Below are 21,408 nucleotides of genomic sequence, written 5' to 3' on the forward strand. Positions count from 1 at the left end.
GGTCCTGCCCATGAAAGACTCAAGACTAAAACGACATGAACTTGGTTTTCTGCAAGTTGCCGACAAGCCATCGCCGGAAGAATTAGCTTCATATTATAAAAACACCTACTTTCAAAACGAAAAGGCCAATTATCGTAAAAGCTATTCGTCGCTTGAGTTAGAGGTAATTGCGCTGCGAATTGCTCAGCGCGATGCTCAGGCCCAAGCACTGTATGGGCGCGATGACGCTTGCAGTATGCTAGATGTGGGTTGTGGTGAAGGATTTGTTCTTAAACATTACCTTTCTAAGGGTTGGCAGGTTACGGGCATTGATTTCAGTCGTGCGGGCGTCGAGCAGATGAATCCAGATTGCTTACCATTTGTCCAGCAGGGTGACATATTCCAGTTACTGGATGCCCAGATCGCTGCTGGCAATAAGTACGATCTCGTTTGGCTTGGTAATGTTCTTGAACATGTACTGGATCCTTTGGGTCTTCTGCATTCATTGCGTCAAATAGTTGCCTCTAATGGTCTGCTTGTGGTGACTGTGCCCAATGATGGCAATCTCTACCATGAATCTTTGCTGGAAAATGGTGATATCCCTCAGCCGCCCTTTTGGATTGCTATCCCTGACCACATCAGTTACTTCACTAGCGAGAGTCTAAAGCGTGCTGTATTTGCGACAGGATGGAATTTTCTTGCCTTACAGAGTGACTTTCCGATTGACTGGTATCTCGCCCATGAGGGCTCTAACTATGTAGCCGACAGATCGCGTGGTCCCGCTGCTCATCAGGCTCGCTTACGCCTAGAGCACCTAATCGGCCAGGCCGGCCCAGCTGCGGCCAATAGATTTTATGCTTCTTTAGCCGAGGTTGGCTTGGGTCGCAACATGATAGCTTATCTGCAACCTCTACCTGAAAGTCAAACGATATGACACAAGACAAAACCATACGCACTCTTGGCGGTTCTACGACCACTGAAACCGAACGCAAACTTGAATTAACTAAGGGTTTACGTAACTCGCAAATTCCTGACAGGGAGCTTCTCGACAACCTCGGACTCTATCTCACACGTCAGACCCTGTCGCGTATCAATTTTATGCAAAAAATATATGAGTTGATCATTCCAGTCCATGGGGTGGTTATGGAGTTCGGGGTACGCTGGGGGCAAAACATGGCATTATTTTCATCGTTGAGGGGTATCCACGAGCCATTTAATTACAACCGCCGCATCATCGGTTTCGATACTTTCGAGGGCTTCCCATCTGTCGCAGCCGAGGATGGAGAGCTGGTCAAAGCAGGTGACTATGCAGTGGCTGATGGATGGATGCAAGAGCTCGATACGATTTTAGACTTACATAGTCAAGGATCTCCAATTCCACACAAAAAAAAGCACGAACTGGTAAAAGGCGACGCTACAGTAACTTTGCCAGGATATCTGCGAGAACATCCCGAAACGGTGATTGCACTGGCATATTTCGACTTTGATCTTTATAAACCAACCCGGGATTGCTTGGAAGCCATATTGCCGTACCTAACAAAAGGCAGTGTGTTAGCTTTCGATGAATTGAACACCCCTGAGTTTCCCGGGGAAACTATCGCTGTACGTGAAGTGTTTGGTTTACAGAAATATGCAATTCGCAGAGACCCATCAAACCCATTGACTTCATACCTGATCATAGATTAATGATTAACGCGCACGATTATAAAGTGATGCTGCGTTCGCAACTTCACGATGGTGATTTAACGTTGCGAGCAGTAGGTCCGCAGGATATTGAGTCCATACGCCAGTGGCGCAATGCACAAATGGATGTGCTCCGACAAAGTACTGCTATTAGCTTCGAAGAGCAGAAAAGTTACTTTGCTGAGCATATCTGGCCAGATAAGGATTCATTGAATCCTCGGCAGATTCTTCTAGCCATTGAACAACACGGGGAATTAATCGGATATGGAGGGTTGGTACATATCTCTTGGCCTTATCGGAGGGGAGAGATATCTTTTCTCCTTAATCCCAGTCTCGAGCAAAGTCATAAAGTACTTAGGGATATATTCTCACGCTACCTGATGATGATTCAGAGTTTTGCATTTGAAGATATTAAATTGCACAGATTGACTACAGAAACCTATGAACATCGCGTATTGCATATTGAAATACTTGAATCAGTCGGTTTTAAGCTGGAAGGACGGCTACGAGAGCATATAATCGTTGACGGCAAACTAAGAAATTCCCTGTTGCACGCATCGCTCGCGAATGAATGGTGTGGCCGCCGCAATTCAAACAGTCTTTTAGGAGTAATTGTTACATCAGCATCTAGAAAAGTGCCCCTCATTCGCGCATTGAAGGATGCCACGTTTAGACTCAGTCGCAATACACAGGTGATTGCGGGAGATATTGATCCTCTATCTATAGCCAGATTAGAAGCCGACGACTTCTGGCAGATGCCTCGTCTAGGCGATGAGACAATAAGCGACCTCATAGAAGGGTGCCTGTCTCGCGGTATTTCGATCGTATTGCCTACTCGTGATGGTGAATTGGAGTTCTGGGCTCGCCATCGCGAGGCATTTTCTCAGGCTGGTATCGAAGTGATTGTATCTTCATCCGAATCCATTGCGCGTTGTCGTGACAAGTTGGCATTTGCTAGCTTCGGTTGTGATGCTGGTCTACCCATGATACCTGCCTCCAAGTCGCCTGATATATTTGGTGATATCCCGCTGGTGGTAAAAGAGCGCTATGGTTCGGCTTCTCGTGGTCTTGGACTCAATATGACTCTAGCTACAGCCCTTGAACACGCCCGAGATCTGGAGGAGCCAATATTTCAACCGTTAGTGCCAGGGCCTGAAATCAGTATTGATGGATGGGTGGATAAACATGGAATAGTGGCAGGCGTTGTTTTAAGACGGCGGGATCGAGTGATATCGGGCGAGTCGCAGGTGACTACCACCTTTACCGACACTGCTTTGGAAGAGCAAGCGACACAAGTTCTTACGGCGTTGCAATTGCGAGGGCCAGTAGTCATGCAAGCCATCGTTGACGAAGGAAAATTGCATGTCATCGAATGCAATCCTCGCTTTGGCGGAGCCTCCACTGCAGCTATCGCGGTCGGACTGGATTCCTTGTATTGGAGCGTTGCCGAAGCTTTGGATGAATTGGATTCGCCTGTATTCAAAAGAGTACCGGGTGAAGTTAGACAGATTCGCATGCCAGTTGACCGAGTGATCCATGATCCTGATCTTTGATCTCGATGATACCCTTTATGACGAGATGACCTACGTCATGAGTGGCCTTAGAGCCGTTGCGCGGTTCGGAGAAACAACATTCGGTTGGGATGCTGCTCAGTCATTGGCCTTCATGCAGGCTCATTTGTTAAAACATGGAAGAGGGAAAATATTTGATGAATGGCTCAGGTATCACGGCAGATTCTCGAGTGCCCGCGTGGCTACATGCATACGTGTATATAGACACCATCAACCTGAGATTGAACTCTTTCCAACTGCATTGAAATTGATACAGCTTTATCAAAAGAAGTCGCCTTTGTATCTTGTTACCGATGGTCATAAGGTGGCACAGAAACAGAAGGTTAGCGCATTAAAACTAGAGGCCATGTTTAAGCGCATCTTTATCACGCATCGCTTTGGAATTCAAAACGCCAAACCATCGTTGCATTGCTTTGACATTATTCGTAAAACGGAGTGCCGCGATTGGTCTAGTATAGTCTATGTGGGTGATAACCCTACGAAGGATTTTGTGAATCTCAACGAGATGGGAGCATTAACTATAAGGGTTAGCACTGGTTCACATGCGACAGCAATTGCCCAACCGGGGTATGACGCACGTGTGACAATCCCTGATCTCACGCACCTCCCTGCAACCTTAAATATGTGGAAAGAGCGAGTATAAGTGTGCTTATTGCTGACTCCGCAGAAATCCAATAAGCCATGGACATCGCGCGCGATGTGGACTGCAAAGATGAATATACCTACAGCTAGATATGCTAAATATTCTTTGGATCACTTAAGTTCCAATTATGTAAAAAATCACATTAAGTTTATTGATAAAGTTTTTACTGACAAGCTTAATTAAAGCTATACATGACTTGATTGATCTCTTAAAAATAGAAACAGTATGACTAGCCAAATAACCACCCCACTCTTCTTTTCCAAATCTTTACCGGAGGAGTTACAAAAGCTAATTTTGCCTTATACAAACCATATAAAAGTCAGAAGTGAACCTGACTTTTATGGCACAAGTAAAATTCTGTCTGACAAATTGAATTTGAAATATACGCCTCGTTCATTTTCCTCTTGGTCTCATGGAGCACCAATAACAAGGCTTAAATTCTCAGAGCAAGTTATTTGGAATAATAACTGGGTCAAGCATAGACTTGTTTCTAATTCAAGAATTAAATTATTTTTGGAATCTAAAGGAATAGATAAAGTACGTGCAATTGGCTCACCAATAATATATGTAGATGGGAATCAGGTAATACGTAAAGAAAATAGTGTATTAATAATGCTTGCGCACTCACTTTCTTATGCGACATTTGATAGAAGTTTTCAACAGGCAATCGAATTTTCAAAGAAATTGGTAGGTGAAGGAAAATATGTTTGCTTTTGTGTCCATTCCGATTGTTTTGCTGAGAACAAGATTACGTCTGAACTTGATAAACACAATATAGACTGGTTTGTTGGCTCCTCTGTAAGCGATGTGAATTCTCTTAGAAGGATGAGAAATATATTTGAGTATTTTGAAGTAGTAGGAAGTGACGCTCTTGGCTCACATTTTCTTTACTCTCAGCTATTTGGATCAAAATTCTTTTTCATGAAGCCTTATTTCGAGTATAAAGCAGAGTTTTTTAAAAATGATCCTAATTGGGCTAGCAAACAAGAAGCGTTCACTCATACATTAATGGAGTATAGCGAAGCCGTCGTAAAGGCAAGGCACCCCAAATATTTTGAGGGGTACCATAACGCTTTATGCAATAAAGAAATGGCAGAAAGAGAGTGTGGTATATCAGAGAAACTTGAACCAGATGAGGTTGCAGAGCTATTGGGCTGGAATACAAAGGATCAAATTATTTGCTCATTACCTTATTATGGGTCAAAACTTGCAAGTAAAATCAAAGCTAAAATTACACGGACTTAACTCTAAATTGCGAATACTAAATAAAATTAAACAGGCTTTTCTTCTACTCACAAACTTAGAGTCCAGGCTTGATAATATCCAAAATGCGCTTGGCAGAATTGAGGCAAAAACTAATGCCAGTCAACCCTCCAAGAAACTTTCGGATGTGGAATTCAAGGTATTCTCGCAATGGGGTGAAGATGGAATTCTTCAATTCCTCATATCCAACCTCGAAATTAAGAATAAGGTTTTTGTCGAGTTTGGTGTAGAAACCTATAGGGAATCCAATACACGCTTTTTGTTAATGAATAACAACTGGTCTGGTTTGGTACTCGATGGTTCACGAAAAAATATTGACTACATTAAATCAGACTCGATTTATTGGAAGTACAACCTTAAAGCTGATTGCGCCTTTATCGATCGAGACAACATCAATAAATTGATTGAGAGAAATGGACTTGCAGGTGAAATCGGACTTTTATCAGTTGATATTGATGGTAACGACTACTGGGTATGGCAAGCGATTACTGTCATCAATCCTGTGATTGTCGTTTGTGAATACAATAGTTTGTGGGGTGCTAAAGACGCAGTCAGCACGCCTTATGACGCTAATTTTGTTAGAAGCAATAAACATTATTCGAATTTATACTACGGAGCTTCAATAAAAGCTTTGAATGATTTGGCTATCAGTAAAGGATACTCCCTAGTTGGTGGTAATAGTGCTGGTAATAATGTTTTCTTTGTCAGAAACGATATGATGATGGGAAGCATTGAACCTGTAACGGTTGAAGATGCCTGGGTTCAGTCCCAATTCAGAGAGTCCAGAGACCCTCAAGGTAATCTGACTTATTTAGATTTCGAAGTACGGAAATCATTACTAGGTGACCTGCCCTTAGCCGAGGTAAATACTGGGCAATTAATTAAAGTTCGTGACCTTAAATGAGCTCAATCTGGATAACAGGCGGGAAAGGCTTTATAGGCCGCCATCTTGCGCAATTCGTTGCTGGCAACTCACAAACTGTACATGGGCTTGGACACGGTGCATGGGTTGAGGACGAATTCTCAGCCTGTGGCTTTAAAAGCTGGCTCAATGCGGAAATAGATTTTGCCAGTTTGAGTCACTTGGCAGCAAGTTCAGGCCTCCCCGATATTATTTTCCATTTGGCTGGTGGTTCGGCTGTTGGCCCCTCTATTCAAAACCCTTATGAAGATTTTCAGCGTACTGTAGAAACAACAGCGCGGTTATTGGAATGGGTGCGCCAGCACTCTCACCAAACCAGAGTAATTGGTGCCTCAAGTGCAGCTGTTTACGGATCGGGATTTTCCACGCCTATCCCTGAAAATACGCATGCAATGCCCTTTTCACCCTATGGCTTCCACAAGGCAATGCTAGAAAAACTGTTTGATTCCTACCGTGAAACGTATGGATTAAAACTGGGTATTGTGAGGCTGTACTCCATCTATGGCCCTGGACTGGAAAAACAGCTCTTATGGGATATATGCCAGAAACTCGAAAAGTCAGCTAACGGTGAAATTCTCTTGCACGGAACCGGACAGGAGTTACGAGACTGGTTACACATCAAAGACACCTGTAGTCTGCTATGGAAAGTTGCCACTTTGCCTGATTTACCGCAGGTGATTAATGGAGGCACAGGTAAATCCACCAGTATTTTTGATATTGCCCATCTTGTTTCAGATGCATGGGGAGAGAAACATAAAGTGGTGTTTAATGGCATTGGCCGCAAAGGCGACCCGGCTTCACTTGTCGCCGACACAACGTTATCACAGCAACTTGGCTATACTCCCTCAATCAACATTCAAGATGGCATCAAGGGCGTGGTTCACTGGTATCGGGAAAGATCACGTTGAAACGCATTGCTTTTACCCAGATAGGCGGAAGCAAATGGATGGGCGGGTTGAATTATCAGATAAATCTCCTGAACGCATTATTAGCACGCCAATCGCACAGAATCACACCGGTACTGTTTTTAGGGGAGGATGTCGAACCTTCGATTCTTGAACGCTATCACCGTATTACTGGGCTTGTCATCGTTCGGGACAGTCTGTTCAATCAACAGAAAAACTGGTTCCGATTATTTAATTCCATGCTTTCAGGCATTGATTATTCAGCACTCAAACTGTTTGAAAAACATGAGATTGATGTGGCATTTGAATCTGCCAGCTTTTATGGTTGGAGATTCCCGCTCAAGGTTTTAGCCTGGATTCCTGATTTACAGCATCAACGACTTAAACACTATTTTGGTTTCCTGACATTTTGGAAACGGGAGATAGGCTTCCGCATGCAATTGCTTGGCAAACGCCACATTATGTTGAGCAGTGAGGATGCCAAAAGAGATTTTCAGCATTTCTATCATACAGCCTCTCAACGGCTACATGTCGCCAGGTTTGCCGTGCCAGTACAGGTACCAGAGTTTGATGACAATCATTTAAAAGTACGATATGAATTGCCAGATCAGTTCTTTTATTTGCCTAACCAGTTCTGGCGGCATAAGAATCACGAGTGTGTCATTCGTGCTTTGGCCATTGCCAAACAATCCGGCCACTCTTTGACAGTAGTTGCTACTGGCAATTTAAATGATCCGCGAGATTCTGAGCACTTTCCGAATCTGACGAAGCTGATCAACAGTCTTGGATTAGAAAATAATTTCAAAGTGCTGGGATTAATTCCCTATCAAGATGTCCAGGCGCTGATGATGAGTTGTATTGCGCTGATTAACCCTTCCAGGTTTGAAGGCTGGAGTACAACAGTTGAAGAGGCCAAGGCACTGAATCTTGACATGATATTATCAGATATCAATGTACATAAAGAGCAGGCAGGAACAAAAGCTCGCTTTTTTAATGCCGATGATACCGAAGGATTGGCAAAAATTCTGATTGATATTGCAAGCCGTCCATCTGAGAAGCATTTGCACAATACGAACGATATTGGCGAAACATCCCTCAAAAATATGGCTGATTTTGCCGAGTGTTTTACAAACATAGTTTACAAAGTGACCGAGCCCGTATGAAAGTCACCATTATTACCGTCTGCTACAACAGTGCAGAAACAATAAGCGACACCATTTCGTCTATTGCCTCGCAGCAATACCGCAACAAAGAACACATTATTGTAGATGGCGAATCGAAAGACAAAACCGTTGATATTATTAAATATGCCCCAAGTGTGACCCGCTATATCTCGGAACCGGACAAAGGCATTTACGATGCCATGAACAAAGGCATTAAGCTGGCAACAGGCGATATTATTGGCTTGCTGAATGCCGATGATTTTTATGCTGATGATACAGTCTTGACCCAGGTTGCTGAAACCTTCGGGGATCCTACGGTACAGGCTTGCTATGCCGACCTGGTCTATGTCGACAAAAACGATACCTCACGTGTACTGCGCTACTGGAAATCCCGGCCATTTCGAGCTGGCCTATTTAAACATGGCTGGATGCCGGCGCACCCTACTTTCTTCGTGCGGCGCGAAGCCTATGAACAATGGGGAAATTTCAATCTGGACTTCCCCCGGCAGGCCGATTTTGAATTGACCATGCGTTTTCTGGAAATCCATCGGATAAAATCTGTTTATATCCCGAGAATCTGGGTGAAAATGCGTATTGGCGGCGCATCCAATAATAGTATCAAAGGCATCATTAAAGGGAACCTGGAGGCCTATCGGGCCTGTAAGCTACACAATTTAGCGGTAGGCCCTTTTTTCATAGTCAGAAAAGTTCTCTCCAGGATTCCCCAGTTTTTTAGCAAGCCCGAGTTCAAATAATGCATGTACTGGTCACAGGTGCCAGCGGTTTTGTCGGCCAAGCATTACGCAAGCAACTATCTGCCCATGGCTGCGCCTATACTGCGATACAGCGGGAAGCACTTGATCCTGAACGCTACTCAGCCGCCTATGATTGTATAATTCACCTGGCTGGCCGCGCCCACGTCATGCATGACGCCGCGCAAGATATCTACCAGGCTTATGCTGCCGTCAATATTGACTTCACACTTAAAGTCGCAGAACTGGCAAGACAACTGAAAATCAGGCGCTTTGTCTTTTTAAGCTCAATCAAAGTCAATGGTGAATCGTCAGCCCAACCTTTTACCGAGACAGACACACCAGTGCCATTGGATGCCTACGGCCAGACAAAACTGGAAGCAGAGCTTGCGCTAAAAAAGTTCTGTCACGAACATGGGATAGAACTGGTGATTATCCGCCCTCCATTAATTTATGGCCCTGGTGTCAAAGCAAATTTCAGACAGTTGATCAAACTCTGTTTGCTGCCGTTTCCGCTGCCATTCGCCTCCGTGAAAAACAAACGTAGTTTTGTCAGCCTGGAAAACCTGACCGATTTCATTACTTTATGCTGCACCCATCCGCAAGCAGCCAACCAGACTTTCCTGATTGCAGATGATGAAGATGTGTCGCTGACTGATTTAATCCGGACGATCCGCAGTGTGAAACAGCAGTCATTGCTGCTATTCTCCTTGCCATTATGGCTGTTAAAAATACTGTTCACTCTGCTAGGCAAATCAGGCATGGCAGCAAGATTGTTTGGCACATTACAAGCAGATATAAGCAAAGCGAAAAGCCTGCTCGGCTGGCAACCCAAGTTCAGTTTCCGTGAAGGCATTCAGCAAACCCTGAAAGAACTCTAATTTTGAAAAGATTATTCGATATTGCGCTGACCCTGGTTGCCCTGTTTTGTTTGTCCCCACTGATTATCCTCACCTGGTTACTGGTAAAGCTCACTTCAGCCGGCCCTGCTTTATACTGGAGCCAGCGCGTGGGCAAAAACAACCAGTTGTTCAGCATGCCCAAATTCCGCTCCATGCGTATCGGCACCCCGCAACTGGCCACGCACCTGATGAACCAGCAGGTTAGCCCGAATGCGTTTCTCACACCGGTGGGCAGCTTTATCCGCAAAACCAGCCTGGATGAGCTGCCACAGCTGTGGAGCGTACTCACAGGCGACATGTCGATTGTCGGGCCGCGCCCTGCCCTGTTTAACCAGGATGATTTAGTCGCACTACGCACAGAAAAAGGTGTACATATATTAAAGCCCGGCATTACCGGTTGGGCACAGGTGAATGGCCGCGATGAAATCCCGATTCCGCAAAAAGTAGTGCTGGATGCTTATTACCTTAACCATCAATCCTTTTGGCTGGACCTTAAAATCATCCTGCTGACCATAATCAAAGTGGTCAGACGTGATAACATCACGCATTAATCGACTTTAACGACCATCAGATGCTCAAGCTGCCTGCTCGATTGCTATCTCTGTTAGCCTACTTTCATGATGCCATTGCAGTAGTGTTTGCCTGGTGGGTGGCTTTTCTGTTTCGCTTCAACTTTCACGTACCTCCTGCTTACCTCGGCTATTTGCTGGAGAGTTTGCCGATTATTTTTATTCTGCATAGCGTCTGTTTTTATAGCTTCGGACTGTATCGCGGCCTATGGCGCTTTGCCAGTCTGCCGGATCTGAAACGCATTGTACGGGCGATTGCGTTTGGTGCGCTGCTCACAGTCAGCTTTGCTCTGGTAATACATCCCGAGATCATTATTCCGCGATCGGTATTATTTATTCATCCCATGCTACTGGTCATCCTGATGGGCGGTAGCCGCTTCGTCTATCGCGCCTGGAAAGAACGCCGTATGTTCAATAGCGTGGCTGCCCAAGGCAAACCCGTGATTGTGATTGGTGTGGAGGACAGCTCGCTTAACCTGATCAAGGAATTAAGCAAAAGTCCAGAGTGGCGTGTGGTGGCCATGATAGACCCCAACAAAAAACTGGTGGGGCGTGAAATCATGCATACCAAGGTGGAAGGTGGTTTGCAGGATATTCCCCGTATTGCTCAACGTTATGACTGCAAGCATTGCATGATTGCCATGCCGGGCAGTCGCCATGAAAAACGCCGGGCGGCGGTGGAGGCAGCGCGCCAGGTGGAAGGCATGGAAGTGCTGACCTTGCCGGCCATGTCTGACCTGATCAGTGGCCGTGTCAGCCTGTCGCAGATCCGCAGGATTGATGTCGAAGACTTGCTGGGGCGCGATGTCGTGCAACTGGATACGCATGGCCTAAGTGCGATGCTGGCGAATAAAGTGGTGCTGGTTTCCGGTGCAGCCGGGTCTATCGGTTCCGAACTGTGCCGCCAGATATTGAGTTTTCACCCTGCCCAGCTGGTTTGCCTGGATATTTCCGAATATGCCTTGTACACCTTGCAACAGGAATTCAACCAGTTGGTAACAGAGACTGAACTGGTGTATGTGGTGGCGGATGTCAAAAACCAGGTGCGCATGCAGCGCATCCTGCAGAGCCACCAGCCGGATGTGGTGTTGCATGCCGGAGCTTACAAGCATGTGCCCATGATGGAGCATTTCAATGTGGTGGAAGCCTTGCAGAACAATGCTTACGGCACTTACCAGATCGCGGCAGCCTGCCAGGCCGTGCGTGTGCCGACCTTTGTGCTGGTTTCCACCGACAAGGCAGTGAACCCGACCAATGTCATGGGCGCGAGCAAGCGCCTGGCAGAACTGATCTGCCAGGGATTACAGCACCAGAAGCACTCCCCTACCCGTTTCATTACCGTGCGTTTTGGCAATGTACTGGGTAGCAGCGGCAGCGTGATTCCCAAGTTCCGCGAACAGATTGCGCATGGCGGACCAATTACCATCACCCATCCCGAGATTACACGTTATTTCATGTCTATCCCTGAAGCAGCCCAACTGGTGTTGCAGGCGGCGACCATGGGCAATGGTGGTGAAGTGTTTGTACTGGATATGGGCACACCAGTACGCATCATTGACCTGGCGCGTGACATGATCAAGCTTTCCGGCTTGCAGGAACAGGATATCCGCATTGAATTCACCGGTCTGCGGCCTGGTGAAAAACTGTACGAAGAGTTGCTGGCCGATGACGAAAACACCCTGCCGACCAGTCATGAGAAACTGCGCATTGCCCAGGCACGCAGTGCGGATGGTGCCTGGCTGGCCAGCCTGCTTGAATGGCTGACTCTGACCCCCAATATGACCGAAGAACAGATCAAGCAGGGCTTGCAGCGCTGGGTGCAGGAATATCAGCCAGATACACGGCCTGCGCCAAGCATTTCCTTACGTGTTAAAGACATGTCGACTGAGAACATACACGCCCCCTCTCCGTCGCAACAATTACACTAGCGCATCGACTTTAATTTGTATACGCGTTAAAATATGCGCATATAAATATGCGCATGGAATATATCAATGCAATCAACGACACCAGCAAGGCCACGCCAGAAGAGCAGTATGAGCGGAAAGCGAGCAACCAACCTGAGCTTGAGCGTGGATGTCCTCGAACACGCAAAGCTACTGGACATTAATATCTCTCAAGTATGCGATAACCACCTGCGCGAAGTTGTTAGACTTGCGCAAGCCAGAAAATGGCAAGAAGAGCATGCTGAGTTTATTGCCGCATACAATCGGATTATCGAGACTGAAGGCTTACCTCTTGACGAATGGAAAAGCTTCTGATGGCAAGATTTGACGTTTATGCGAATACAGGCAGCCATGCCTCCACCACGCCCTATCTGCTGGATATTCAAAGTGATCTGCTGAGTGGCCTGGATAGCCGAATGGTCATTCCACTGCGACATCTTGCACAATTCCCCAGGGTCAAACTGCCATCCGAATTGACACCGGTTTTCAATATTGAGGGCGTAGATTGTCTGTTGGAAACTCCCAAAATGGGGGCAGTGCCGCAACGCCTTCTTCGTTTACCAGTCATGTCCCTGGCAGCATCACACGATCAAATTACCGCCGCGTTAGATTTCCTGTTTCAAGGTTATTAACGCTGGCACTTTCTCAAGTTACTCACAACACATCATGCCTTTAATTACCCTGAAACAGGCAAGCTTGGCCTTTGGCCATGTACCTTTGCTCGACCACGTCGATTTCCAACTTAATAATAAGGAATGTGTGGGCATTATCGGGCGGAATGGTACGGGCAAATCCAGCCTGCTTAAAGTGGCTGCCGGACAGATCAAGCTGGATGAGGGCGAATGCTGGCGCGACCCGAACAGTAAAATTGCTTATGTGCCGCAGGAGCCTGTACTGGATTCATCACATGATGTCTTTACTGCTGTTGCCCAGGGTTTGGGTCAAGTTGTGGCGCAATTGCGCGAATATCATGATATCTCGCAGCAACTTTCCCACACACAGGATGCGGAAAATCTTTTAGATCGCTTGCAGCAACTGCAACAGGCGCTGGAAGCGGAGAACGCTTGGGCATTGCAATCACGCATTGAATCTGTGCTATCCAGGCTGGGATTGAACTCCGATACGCCGATTGCCACGCTTTCCGGCGGCTGGCGCAAACGCGTGGCGCTGGCACAGGCGCTGGTGCAGTCACCTGATGTGCTGCTGCTGGATGAGCCGACCAACCACCTCGACCTGGAAGCAATCCTCTGGCTGGAAGAGCTGCTGCTGGGCTTCCAGGGCAGCGTCATGCTGATTACGCATGACCGACGCTTCCTGGACCGGCTGGCGACACGCATTGTGGAACTGGACCGCGGCCACCTGACCGAATTCACCGGTAATTACAGCCAGTACCAGGTTAAAAAAGTCGAACTGCTGGCCGTGGAAGCACAACACCAGGCCCGGTTTGACAAGTTCCTGGCACAAGAGGAAGTCTGGATACGCAAAGGCATTGAAGCGCGCCGTACACGTAACGAAGGCCGTGTACGGCGTCTGGAACAGTTGCGCCGTGACCGCGCGGCCAGACGCGACCGCCAGGGACAGGTGCAATTACAACTAGACAGCGGCGAGCGTTCGGGCAAGCTGATTGCCGAACTGGAAAACGTGCATATGGCCTATGGCGACAAAGTACTGATCCAGCGCTTCAGTACGCGTATCATGCGTGGCGACCGCATCGGCCTGCTCGGCCCCAACGGCATTGGAAAATCCACCCTGCTCAAGCTGATTCTGGGTGAATTGAAACCAACCCAGGGTCGCATACAGTTAGGCACCAATATCCAGGTCGCCTATTTTGACCAGATGCGTGAGCAACTGGATCCTGAAGCCACGCTGGCAGATACCATCAGTCCAGGCTCCGACTACGTGCAGATTGGTGATGAACGCAAACATGTGATTGGCTACCTGGAAGACTTCCTGTTTGCGCCACAACGCGCACGTTCACCCGTGAAATCACTCTCAGGTGGCGAACGTAACCGCTTATTGCTGGCACGCCTGTTTGCACGGCCGGCCAATGTACTGGTGCTGGATGAGCCCACCAATGATCTGGATATTGATACGCTGGAGTTACTGGAAAACCTGCTACAGGATTACGCTGGCACGCTGTTCCTGGTCAGCCATGACCGCGCCTTTCTCGAAAATACAGTCACGCATGTGATTGCATTTGAAGGCCAGGGCAAACTGACCGAGTTCGGTGGCGGTTATGATGACTGGCTGCGCTTTAGCCAGGAGCGTGCCAGTCAGGCTGCTGCTTCACAAAAAACACCTCCCTCGCCTCAAACCGGTGCCGCGCCAGCAGCCACATCACAACCTGCCAGCCGCAAGAAACTGAGTTTCAAAGAGCAACGTGAGCTAGAGGCGCTGCCACAGGAGATTGAAACCCTGGAGCAGGAACAGGCCGGCATCCAGGCCCAGTTTGCGCAGGGAGATATCTACAAACAGGCGCCGGAACAAGTGAAAGCATTGCAGGAAAGACTGGATGAGATTGAGGGAATGGTGCTGCAAAAGCTGGAGCGCTGGGAAACGCTGGAAAGTTTACGCTAATCGGTCAACAAGCCGTATTTGCCCTTATGATTTATCAATAAAAAAGCCGAACCACCCGGGTTCGGCTTTTCAATTTAACAGGTACTTGCCTAGACAGAGAAACTGGTGCGTGAGCTATTGGCTGCATGAGCCTGGCCATTTTTACCATACAGTTGTGTGCTGCCGGAGGATTTACCTTGCAAGACATCCAGTCTTTCCTGGTTGCGCTGGAAATGCTTGTTGATCAGGAGGCCGTTGAGGCGGTTAAGCTCTTTGGCTTGTGCCAGTTGTTGCTGGAAATCCATCCACGCACGATCCGTGCCCTGGCTGGAGCGTAGCTTCAGCCATTTTTCCATGCCGGTTTCATTACCTTCAAATCCTGCTGCGGCTAATGCGACGTAGCGCTGGTTGGCAGCTTCACCCAGTGCCTGTAACAATTCGGCACGGTTATCGACCAGTTTTTCTATGGTCGCCATGTCTGCGGACACCAGGGCCGTTTGTTCATGCTGCAAATCCTGAATCAACTTCGCCACCAGCATAGCATCGGCATCAAAACTGATCGCCGGCATTGACGTTTGATTTGCAGTATTCATTAGGTCATCCTTTATTAGGTTGTATCAAATCTTTGACTGTCTGCAGCAAACCATCTGCTACTTTGGCTGTATCTACCGAGAAGTCGCCACGGGCAATCGCGGCTTTAATCTCGTCCACTTTATTGGCGTCGAAAACTTCACCACTGGCCAGGCCTGACTCCAGGGATTGCAACTGTACCGAGGCGGCAGACAAAGTCACATTATCCGTGCCCGGCTGCTGGCTGGTGGCCGCTCCTGCCTTGTCACTGCGGTTGCTGCCGGCATTTTTGTCCAACGCCGTTTTATCTACACCCGTGGTGCCCAGTTTTTTAATCGAATCTGAAATATTCATGCCGTATCTCTCCTGTTTCGCTGACTTCAGGGTGCGCAGACCCTATTTGTTAACAGTTCTAACGGCATAGTTTAAGCGAACTTTAGCGCTGAAACCACTTTTTATCGCAAGTTTTTGATCAGCAAGCACTTTTCAGTTTGGAAACATCCGCTGGCAAGTTAAAAACTGGCGGTTAAAAACGCACATCTACTTTGCCATTGGCCTGGGCAATTCCCTTGACCAGCTGGCCACTGCTGACTTTCACATCCACCACCTGACCGACATTCGCGGTCTGCATGGCGGTGCCATCTGCCGTGATGACAAACCCCTCACCCCGGCTGCTTAATTGTACGGTCTGTCCCTGCATCACCACCGGCATCGACTTGAGCAGGTCCGGCCTCAGCACAGTGCCCAATGGCATATTCAACAAAGTCTTTTTGCCTTCCAGCATGGACAGGTCAGTGATAATACCAGCCGGTAACTTGGTCAAGTCGCCGGTCTGCATGACGACGTCAGAAGACTGCAACGGAGAGCCCTGGCTCAGTGGCAAGGCAGTTACTGCATAATCGCCCCATACCTGCACATCGGTCTGTACGTACAGGGTCCATGGCTTGGTCGCAGATTGCACACAACGCACGCCGACATGGGTTTTACCCCACAGGCGCGCACCTTGCACCGTAAATCCTTCCATCAGGTCGCATTCCGCAATACGGATACGGCTATCCAGGGGCTGGATTTCGATATTGACTTTGCCGGGGTAGCCCTGGGTCTGGCTTTGCACATATTGCATCACCGTCTGGTATACCCGCGTATGGATATCGCTGGCAGGCACCATGGGCTGCTGGTTAGCCATCACAGGATTCGCCGGAACACGATCTGCTGCCTGCACAGGGCAGCACAGAAACCAGGCCAGGCCTGGAATCGCTGCAGCAAGAAATATGTCTGGACGAAGTTTCATGGAGGCCATTGTACGCAAAAGCATCATCAGCAATTGATGAAATAAAGGCCATTTACCCCGCTTAATTGAAAAATCATTCTCGTCACCGCGGCGTAGACTAGGCACAGCTAGAAAAAGTCATGTGCGCGAGTTGACCCGTTTGCTGATGCCAGTCTGCTTATCCGGGTTAACGGTTGCCGATGACAAAACTTTAAAAGAATACCGAGACTTTTCGGGTAACCCCGGGAAAGGAAAAGACGATGATGAACAAACTGGATGCTGCGCTGAATTTTCACCAGACAGCCCTGCGTGTACGCAATCAGCGTCAGGAGCTGCTGGCTTCCAATATTGCCAACGCGGATACACCACAATACAAGGCACGCGACATTGATTTCAAATCCGTCATGCAGACAGCTCTGCAATCAGGGCCGGAGGCAAGCTCTGCACAGACAGCAGCCAGCCAGCTGCAGCAAACCAATAGCGCACACCTGGGTGGCAGCGCGGGCAGTGGTTACGCCAGCAATAGCGATGTGCTGTTCCGCTCAGTCGTGCAAGGCTCTGTGGATGGCAATACGGTCGACATGGACGTGGAACGTAATGCTTATGTGGACAATGGGATCCGCTACGAAGCCAGCCTCACCATGATGACCGGCCAGATCAAAAAAATGCTGTCAGCCATTACTGGCCAGTAAGTAAGGGAGCAACGTTATGTCTTTATTTAATGTGTTCAAGATTTCCGGCTCCGCCATGAGCGCACAATCCATGCGCCTGAATACGGTCGCCAGCAACCTGGCCAACGCCGACAGCGTAGTCAGCTCGGATGGCAAGCCCTACCAGTCCAAACAGGTGGTCTTCAAGGCCATCCAGGATGCTGCCAGCAATACCAGCACGGTACAGGTAGATCGCGTCATCGAAGATACCAAGCCGGGCAAAATGGTGTTTGACCCCAAACACCCCATGGCCAACAGCGATGGTTATGTCACCATGCCCAACGTCAACGTGACGGAAGAAATGGTCAATATGATCTCGGCCTCGCGCGCTTACCAGAACAACGTGGAAACCATGAATTCTGCCAAAACCATGTTGCTCAAAACCCTCAATATCGGTCAATAACCCTAGATTCAATAATCTTAGATAAGGACGCTTAACATGACAACCGTGAATACGAACAACCAGGTATCGCAAGACGTCCTGGATATGGTGAACACACGTAAAAACTCGGAGAAAAACAGTGTGGATGAAGCACAGGACCGTTTCATGACCTTGCTGGTCACGCAAATGCAAAACCAGGATCCACTGAACCCGATGGACAACGCACAGGTGACCAGCCAGATGGCCCAACTGAGTACGGTGACCGGCATCAACAAACTCAACGACACCATGAGCAGCATCATCAACAGCGTACAAGTGGGCCAGGCTTACCAGGCCACCAGCATGATAGGCCATGCAGTACTGGTACCAGGCAATGCCCTCAGCCATAATGAAGAGGGTGGCTATTTCGGGGTGGATGTGCCGAATGGAGCAGACAGCCTCACCGTCAATATCAAGAATGGTGCCGGCCAGACCATACGTACGCTGACCTTTGGCCAGCAGGAAGTCGGCGTCAATGCGCTGTCCTGGGATGGCAAAATGGACGATGGTACCGTCGCACCGAGTGGCAACTACACTTACGAAATCAGCGCCAAACTGGGGGACAGCACCACCACCAGCACGGCCCTCAGCCTGGCACAGGTACAAAGTGTCTCTAACAAAAATGGCAGCATCAAGCTTAACTTGAGTAATAACACCGACATCGCAGTATCTGATGTGATGGAAATTTTCTAATTCATTGACAGCATTCAGTCTTTCCAGGAGAGAGCATTATGGGTTTTCAACAAGGCTTAAGCGGTTTAAATACAGCATCCAAATCACTGGACGTGATTGGTAACAACGTCTCGAACGCCAACACGGTCGGCTTCAAGCAATCACGCGCAGAATTTGCCGACGTGTTTGCCGCTTCACTGATCGGCAGCGGCGCACCGCAAATCGGCATCGGGACCAAAATCGCCAACATTGCCCAGCAATTTACGCAAGGCAACATCACCTCTACCGACAATACACTGGATATTGCCATTAACGGTTCTGGCTTCTTCCGCCTGAGTAACAACGGCGCCATCACCTATACGCGTAACGGCCAGTTCGAGATGGATAAAAACGGTTATATCATCACCAGTGACGGCAAACGCCTGATGGGCAATAGTGCAGACAATATCAATGGTTCCACACCAGTGGAAATCCAGATTGATACCAGTGACCTGCAACCTGTTCCATCCACCAAAATTACCGGCCAGTACAACCTGAACGCCGAAGCCGATGCGATTGACCAGACCGTCACCCCGTTTGACCCCTCTGACCCGACAAGTTATACCAATTCCACCGCGATTACCGTGTATGACTCACTGGGAAATTCCCATACCGTACAAAACTATTTTGTAAAAACCGCTGACAATAGCTGGAACGTGTATACCACAGCAGATGGTGCCGATATTACGCCCAGCCCTACGCCGGTCATGCAATTTACCACCACGGCAGCATACGATACTGCCAACTCTACCGTAGGCAGCGTCACATTTACGCCTACGGGAGCCAATCCGATCACCCTGGCACAGGATTACACCAAATCCACCCAGTATGGCTCTGTTTTCAGTATCAACAAACAGACTCAGGATGGCTATACATCAGGCAGGATTGCCAGCTTCTCCATCGGGTCTGATGGTGTGATCCTGGGTCGCTATACCAATAATGAAACCAAGCAGCTTGGCCGTGTCATGCTGGCCAACTTTGCGAACCCGAACGGACTGGTCTCGCTGGGGGGGAACCAGTGGGCGGCCACCAATGCATCCGGTGACGAATTGCTAGGCGCACCGGGCAGCAGCACCATGGGTTTGTTGCAATCCTCGGCCCTGGAAGACTCCAACGTCGACCTGACTGCTGAACTGGTCAACATGATTACCGCACAACGTGTCTACCAGGCCAATGCGCAAACCATCAAGACCCAGGATCAGGTATTACAGACATTGGTCAACCTGAGATAAGTAGCACGCTGACTTGAAGAGATGACTGAATGACTGAGGAGCTGGTATGGATCGCTTAATTTACACGGCAATGACAGGCGCCAAACATATCCTGGAACAGCAGGCCACGACTGCACATAACCTGGCGAATGCGACCACGACCGGCTTCAAGGCACAGATAGACAGTTTCAGGGCAGTGCCTGTCCTGGGCGATGGCATGCCGACGCGTGCTTTCGTGGTCGATGCCACGGTCGGTACCGATTACAAATCCGGTACGCTCCAGCAAACCGGGCGCGACCTGGATATCGCGGTACAGGGAGAAGGCTGGATTGCAGTCCAGCGTACCGATGGCTCTGAAGGCTATACCCGCAACGGTGACCTGAAAATCAACGAAAACGGCCAGCTGCAAACCGCCACCGGCCTGAATATCATGGGTGACGGCGGGCCTATCAGCATTCCACCGGACTCGACCATCACCATAGCTAAAGATGGCACGATTTCCACGGTCAGCAAACTGGCAACGCCCAGCCAGACCACCATTATCGGCAGGATCAAGCTGGTCAACCCGCCTGCTGCCTCGTTAAAACGCGCAGATGACGGCGTATTTGTCACCAGCAACGGCCAGGCAGCCCCGTTAGACCCTAATGTCACCGTGGCCAGTGGCACGCTGGAAAGCAGCAATGTCAACGTGGTGGAGACCATGGTCAACATGATCAGCCTGGCACGCCAGTTCGAGATGCAAATGAAGATGCTGGAAAATGCGCAAAATAACGCTGGAAAAGCCGATCAACTCTTCAGTATGAATGGCTAAGGCCTGCATTACTATTTAAGGCATGAACAGGGGGATCCCCCCAAGGAGTAGACGATGATACGCTCATTATGGATTTCAAAAACCGGCCTCGATGCGCAGCAAACGCAAATGGACGTGATTTCGCATAACCTGGCCAACGTCAGTACCAGTGGTTTCAAGAAATCGCGGGCCGTATTTGAGGACCTGCTCTACCAGAATATCCGCCAGCCAGGCGCGCAATCTTCCCAGCAAACGCAGCTGCCAAGCGGCCTGCAACTGGGCACAGGTGTGCGCCCGGTCGCTACCGAGCGCCTGTTTACCCAGGGTAACCTGCAGCAAACCGACAACAGCAAGGACGTGGCCATCCAGGGTAACGGTTTTTTCCAGATCATGATGCCGGATGGCAGCACTGCCTATACGCGTGACGGTTCTTTCCAGATGGATAACCAGGGTCAGCTGGTCACTTCCAGCGGCTTCCCGCTGCAACCGACCATTACCATTCCACAAAATGCACAGAGCCTGACCATAGGCCGTGACGGCGTGGTCTCCATTACCACGGCGGATTCAACCGCCAGTACGCAGATTGGCCAGATCCAGCTTGCCACCTTTATCAACCCGGCCGGCCTGGAATCCAAAGGCGAAAACCTGTATGTGGAAACCACGGCTTCCGGCAACCCGAATACCAACACGCCTGGCCTGAACGGCGCAGGCTTGCTGCAACAGAACTACCTGGAAACTTCCAACGTAAACGTGGTCGAGGAACTGGTCAGCATGATCCAGACCCAGCGTGCCTATGAAATCAACAGCAAGGCCATTACCACGTCGGACCAGATGTTGCAGAAACTGACCCAGATGTAATGTTTGTTTGAAG

Annotated in this window: 24 protein-coding genes; 21 read left to right on the forward strand and 3 right to left on the reverse strand. The window is 48.8% G+C overall.

The features are described 5' to 3' along the window. Positions 1 to 10 precede the first annotated feature (10 nt). From BLP53_RS00895 to BLP53_RS00965, 15 genes are all read left to right on the forward strand, one after another. Positions 11 to 913, forward strand: coding sequence for a class I SAM-dependent methyltransferase (locus BLP53_RS00895; protein ID WP_091468412.1), 903 nt, complete (start codon positions 11 to 13; stop codon positions 911 to 913). Continuing rightward, positions 910 to 1,665, forward strand: coding sequence for a class I SAM-dependent methyltransferase (locus BLP53_RS00900; protein ID WP_091468416.1), 756 nt, complete (start codon positions 910 to 912; stop codon positions 1,663 to 1,665). The genes BLP53_RS00895 and BLP53_RS00900 overlap by 4 nt, the downstream gene beginning before the upstream one ends. After that, positions 1,665 to 3,215: a GNAT family N-acetyltransferase gene (locus BLP53_RS13720; protein ID WP_218119014.1), complete on the forward strand. Its 1,551-nt coding sequence runs from the start codon at positions 1,665 to 1,667 to the stop codon at positions 3,213 to 3,215. The genes BLP53_RS00900 and BLP53_RS13720 overlap by 1 nt, the downstream gene beginning before the upstream one ends. Beyond that, the gene (locus tag BLP53_RS00910) at positions 3,199 to 3,876 is read left to right on the forward strand and encodes an HAD family hydrolase (protein WP_091468419.1); all 678 of its coding nucleotides are present in this window, start codon (positions 3,199 to 3,201) and stop codon (positions 3,874 to 3,876) included. Before BLP53_RS13720 ends, BLP53_RS00910 begins: the two co-directional genes overlap by 17 nt. Positions 3,877 to 4,101: 225 nt before the next feature. Then, positions 4,102 to 5,121, forward strand: coding sequence for a hypothetical protein (locus BLP53_RS00915; protein WP_091468422.1), 1,020 nt, complete (start codon positions 4,102 to 4,104; stop codon positions 5,119 to 5,121). After that, positions 5,084 to 6,043: a hypothetical protein gene (locus BLP53_RS00920; protein ID WP_218119015.1), complete on the forward strand. Its 960-nt coding sequence runs from the start codon at positions 5,084 to 5,086 to the stop codon at positions 6,041 to 6,043. The genes BLP53_RS00915 and BLP53_RS00920 overlap by 38 nt, the downstream gene beginning before the upstream one ends. Further along, positions 6,040 to 6,969, forward strand: coding sequence for an NAD-dependent epimerase/dehydratase family protein (locus BLP53_RS00925; RefSeq protein ID WP_091468426.1), 930 nt, complete (start codon positions 6,040 to 6,042; stop codon positions 6,967 to 6,969). The genes BLP53_RS00920 and BLP53_RS00925 overlap by 4 nt, the downstream gene beginning before the upstream one ends. Further along, positions 6,966 to 8,129, forward strand: a complete 1,164-nt coding sequence (locus BLP53_RS00930; protein ID WP_091468430.1) for a glycosyltransferase family 4 protein — start codon at positions 6,966 to 6,968, stop codon at positions 8,127 to 8,129. Before BLP53_RS00925 ends, BLP53_RS00930 begins: the two co-directional genes overlap by 4 nt. After that, complete coding sequence (locus tag BLP53_RS00935; RefSeq protein ID WP_091468433.1) at positions 8,126 to 8,884, forward strand: glycosyltransferase family 2 protein; 759 nt, start codon at positions 8,126 to 8,128, stop codon at positions 8,882 to 8,884. Before BLP53_RS00930 ends, BLP53_RS00935 begins: the two co-directional genes overlap by 4 nt. Further along, positions 8,884 to 9,762: an NAD-dependent epimerase/dehydratase family protein gene (locus BLP53_RS00940; RefSeq protein ID WP_091468437.1), complete on the forward strand. Its 879-nt coding sequence runs from the start codon at positions 8,884 to 8,886 to the stop codon at positions 9,760 to 9,762. Before BLP53_RS00935 ends, BLP53_RS00940 begins: the two co-directional genes overlap by 1 nt. A 2-nt stretch (positions 9,763 to 9,764) precedes the next feature. Further along, positions 9,765 to 10,334 carry a sugar transferase gene (locus BLP53_RS00945; RefSeq protein WP_091468441.1) on the forward strand — a complete coding sequence of 190 codons (570 nt, stop codon included), beginning with the start codon at positions 9,765 to 9,767 and terminating at the stop codon, positions 10,332 to 10,334. Between the two features lie 20 nt (positions 10,335 to 10,354). After that, positions 10,355 to 12,280 carry a polysaccharide biosynthesis protein gene (locus BLP53_RS00950; protein WP_091468444.1) on the forward strand — a complete coding sequence of 642 codons (1,926 nt, stop codon included), beginning with the start codon at positions 10,355 to 10,357 and terminating at the stop codon, positions 12,278 to 12,280. A 66-nt stretch (positions 12,281 to 12,346) separates the two neighbouring features. Next, entirely contained in the window at positions 12,347 to 12,613 is a 267-nt protein-coding gene (locus BLP53_RS00955) for a type II toxin-antitoxin system CcdA family antitoxin (protein ID WP_091468448.1), read from the forward strand. Beyond that, positions 12,613 to 12,930 carry a CcdB family protein gene (locus BLP53_RS00960; protein WP_091468453.1) on the forward strand — a complete coding sequence of 106 codons (318 nt, stop codon included), beginning with the start codon at positions 12,613 to 12,615 and terminating at the stop codon, positions 12,928 to 12,930. Before BLP53_RS00955 ends, BLP53_RS00960 begins: the two co-directional genes overlap by 1 nt. Before the next feature lie 34 nt (positions 12,931 to 12,964). Beyond that, positions 12,965 to 14,875: an ATP-binding cassette domain-containing protein gene (locus BLP53_RS00965; protein WP_091468457.1), complete on the forward strand. Its 1,911-nt coding sequence runs from the start codon at positions 12,965 to 12,967 to the stop codon at positions 14,873 to 14,875. A gap of 89 nt (positions 14,876 to 14,964) precedes the next feature. On the opposite strand, the gene BLP53_RS00970 is transcribed toward BLP53_RS00965, so the two are convergent. From BLP53_RS00970 to flgA, 3 genes are all read right to left on the reverse strand, one after another. Next, positions 14,965 to 15,447, reverse strand: coding sequence for a flagella synthesis protein FlgN (locus BLP53_RS00970; protein ID WP_091468461.1), 483 nt, complete (start codon positions 15,445 to 15,447; stop codon positions 14,965 to 14,967). A gap of 4 nt (positions 15,448 to 15,451) precedes the next feature. After that, positions 15,452 to 15,778: a flagellar biosynthesis anti-sigma factor FlgM gene (gene flgM / locus BLP53_RS00975; protein ID WP_091468464.1), complete on the reverse strand. Its 327-nt coding sequence runs from the start codon at positions 15,776 to 15,778 to the stop codon at positions 15,452 to 15,454. Between the two features lie 172 nt (positions 15,779 to 15,950). After that, positions 15,951 to 16,715 carry a flagellar basal body P-ring formation chaperone FlgA gene (flgA, locus tag BLP53_RS00980; protein ID WP_091470300.1) on the reverse strand — a complete coding sequence of 255 codons (765 nt, stop codon included), beginning with the start codon at positions 16,713 to 16,715 and terminating at the stop codon, positions 15,951 to 15,953. A 239-nt stretch (positions 16,716 to 16,954) separates the two neighbouring features. On the opposite strand from flgA, the gene flgB reads away from it, so the two are divergent. Genes flgB through flgG form a run of 6 tightly spaced genes read left to right on the forward strand, consistent with a single transcriptional unit; the run spans position 16,955 to position 21,395 of the window. Then, the gene (flgB, locus tag BLP53_RS00985) at positions 16,955 to 17,386 is read left to right on the forward strand and encodes a flagellar basal body rod protein FlgB (protein WP_091468468.1); all 432 of its coding nucleotides are present in this window, start codon (positions 16,955 to 16,957) and stop codon (positions 17,384 to 17,386) included. Between the two features lie 16 nt (positions 17,387 to 17,402). Then, on the forward strand, positions 17,403 to 17,807 hold the full coding sequence (flgC, locus tag BLP53_RS00990; RefSeq protein WP_091468471.1) for a flagellar basal body rod protein FlgC: 405 nt from the start codon (positions 17,403 to 17,405) through the stop codon (positions 17,805 to 17,807). 36 nt (positions 17,808 to 17,843) lie between these two features. After that, entirely contained in the window at positions 17,844 to 18,518 is a 675-nt protein-coding gene (locus tag BLP53_RS00995; protein WP_091468475.1) for a flagellar hook assembly protein FlgD, read from the forward strand. A gap of 38 nt (positions 18,519 to 18,556) precedes the next feature. Continuing rightward, the gene (gene flgE, locus BLP53_RS01000) at positions 18,557 to 19,768 is read left to right on the forward strand and encodes a flagellar hook protein FlgE (RefSeq protein ID WP_091468480.1); all 1,212 of its coding nucleotides are present in this window, start codon (positions 18,557 to 18,559) and stop codon (positions 19,766 to 19,768) included. Between the two features lie 46 nt (positions 19,769 to 19,814). Then, positions 19,815 to 20,558, forward strand: coding sequence for a flagellar basal-body rod protein FlgF (flgF, locus tag BLP53_RS01005; RefSeq protein ID WP_091468483.1), 744 nt, complete (start codon positions 19,815 to 19,817; stop codon positions 20,556 to 20,558). Between the two features lie 54 nt (positions 20,559 to 20,612). Then, the gene (flgG, locus tag BLP53_RS01010; protein WP_091468489.1) at positions 20,613 to 21,395 is read left to right on the forward strand and encodes a flagellar basal-body rod protein FlgG; all 783 of its coding nucleotides are present in this window, start codon (positions 20,613 to 20,615) and stop codon (positions 21,393 to 21,395) included. The last annotated feature ends 13 nt before the right edge of the window (positions 21,396 to 21,408 follow it).

The organism is Methylophilus rhizosphaerae (genome assembly GCF_900100975.1).
Lineage (GTDB): Bacteria > Pseudomonadota > Gammaproteobacteria > Burkholderiales > Methylophilaceae > Methylophilus > Methylophilus rhizosphaerae.

What these genes read in the sequence shown, in the direction of transcription:
- flgG (WP_091468489.1), top strand. Translation starts at nt 20,613, where the DNA reads ATGATACGCTCATTATGGATTTCAAAAACCGGCCTCGATGCGCAGCAA.
- BLP53_RS00960 (WP_091468453.1), top strand. Translation starts at nt 12,613, where the DNA reads ATGGCAAGATTTGACGTTTATGCGAATACAGGCAGCCATGCCTCCACC.
- BLP53_RS00895 (WP_091468412.1), top strand. Translation starts at nt 11, where the DNA reads ATGAAAGACTCAAGACTAAAACGACATGAACTTGGTTTTCTGCAAGTT.
- BLP53_RS00910 (WP_091468419.1), top strand. Translation starts at nt 3,199, where the DNA reads ATGATCCTGATCTTTGATCTCGATGATACCCTTTATGACGAGATGACC.
- flgF (WP_091468483.1), top strand. Translation starts at nt 19,815, where the DNA reads ATGGATCGCTTAATTTACACGGCAATGACAGGCGCCAAACATATCCTG.
- BLP53_RS00940 (WP_091468437.1), top strand. Translation starts at nt 8,884, where the DNA reads ATGCATGTACTGGTCACAGGTGCCAGCGGTTTTGTCGGCCAAGCATTA.
- BLP53_RS00970 (WP_091468461.1), bottom strand. Translation starts at nt 15,447, where the DNA reads ATGAATACTGCAAATCAAACGTCAATGCCGGCGATCAGTTTTGATGCC.
- BLP53_RS00965 (WP_091468457.1), top strand. Translation starts at nt 12,965, where the DNA reads ATGCCTTTAATTACCCTGAAACAGGCAAGCTTGGCCTTTGGCCATGTA.
- BLP53_RS00925 (WP_091468426.1), top strand. Translation starts at nt 6,040, where the DNA reads ATGAGCTCAATCTGGATAACAGGCGGGAAAGGCTTTATAGGCCGCCAT.
- BLP53_RS00915 (WP_091468422.1), top strand. Translation starts at nt 4,102, where the DNA reads ATGACTAGCCAAATAACCACCCCACTCTTCTTTTCCAAATCTTTACCG.
- flgM (WP_091468464.1), bottom strand. Translation starts at nt 15,778, where the DNA reads ATGAATATTTCAGATTCGATTAAAAAACTGGGCACCACGGGTGTAGAT.
- BLP53_RS00955 (WP_091468448.1), top strand. Translation starts at nt 12,347, where the DNA reads ATGCAATCAACGACACCAGCAAGGCCACGCCAGAAGAGCAGTATGAGC.
- BLP53_RS00950 (WP_091468444.1), top strand. Translation starts at nt 10,355, where the DNA reads ATGCTCAAGCTGCCTGCTCGATTGCTATCTCTGTTAGCCTACTTTCAT.
- BLP53_RS00900 (WP_091468416.1), top strand. Translation starts at nt 910, where the DNA reads ATGACACAAGACAAAACCATACGCACTCTTGGCGGTTCTACGACCACT.
- BLP53_RS00995 (WP_091468475.1), top strand. Translation starts at nt 17,844, where the DNA reads ATGACAACCGTGAATACGAACAACCAGGTATCGCAAGACGTCCTGGAT.
- BLP53_RS13720 (WP_218119014.1), top strand. Translation starts at nt 1,665, where the DNA reads ATGATTAACGCGCACGATTATAAAGTGATGCTGCGTTCGCAACTTCAC.
- flgB (WP_091468468.1), top strand. Translation starts at nt 16,955, where the DNA reads ATGATGAACAAACTGGATGCTGCGCTGAATTTTCACCAGACAGCCCTG.
- flgE (WP_091468480.1), top strand. Translation starts at nt 18,557, where the DNA reads ATGGGTTTTCAACAAGGCTTAAGCGGTTTAAATACAGCATCCAAATCA.
- flgC (WP_091468471.1), top strand. Translation starts at nt 17,403, where the DNA reads ATGTCTTTATTTAATGTGTTCAAGATTTCCGGCTCCGCCATGAGCGCA.
- BLP53_RS00935 (WP_091468433.1), top strand. Translation starts at nt 8,126, where the DNA reads ATGAAAGTCACCATTATTACCGTCTGCTACAACAGTGCAGAAACAATA.
- flgA (WP_091470300.1), bottom strand. Translation starts at nt 16,715, where the DNA reads ATGAAACTTCGTCCAGACATATTTCTTGCTGCAGCGATTCCAGGCCTG.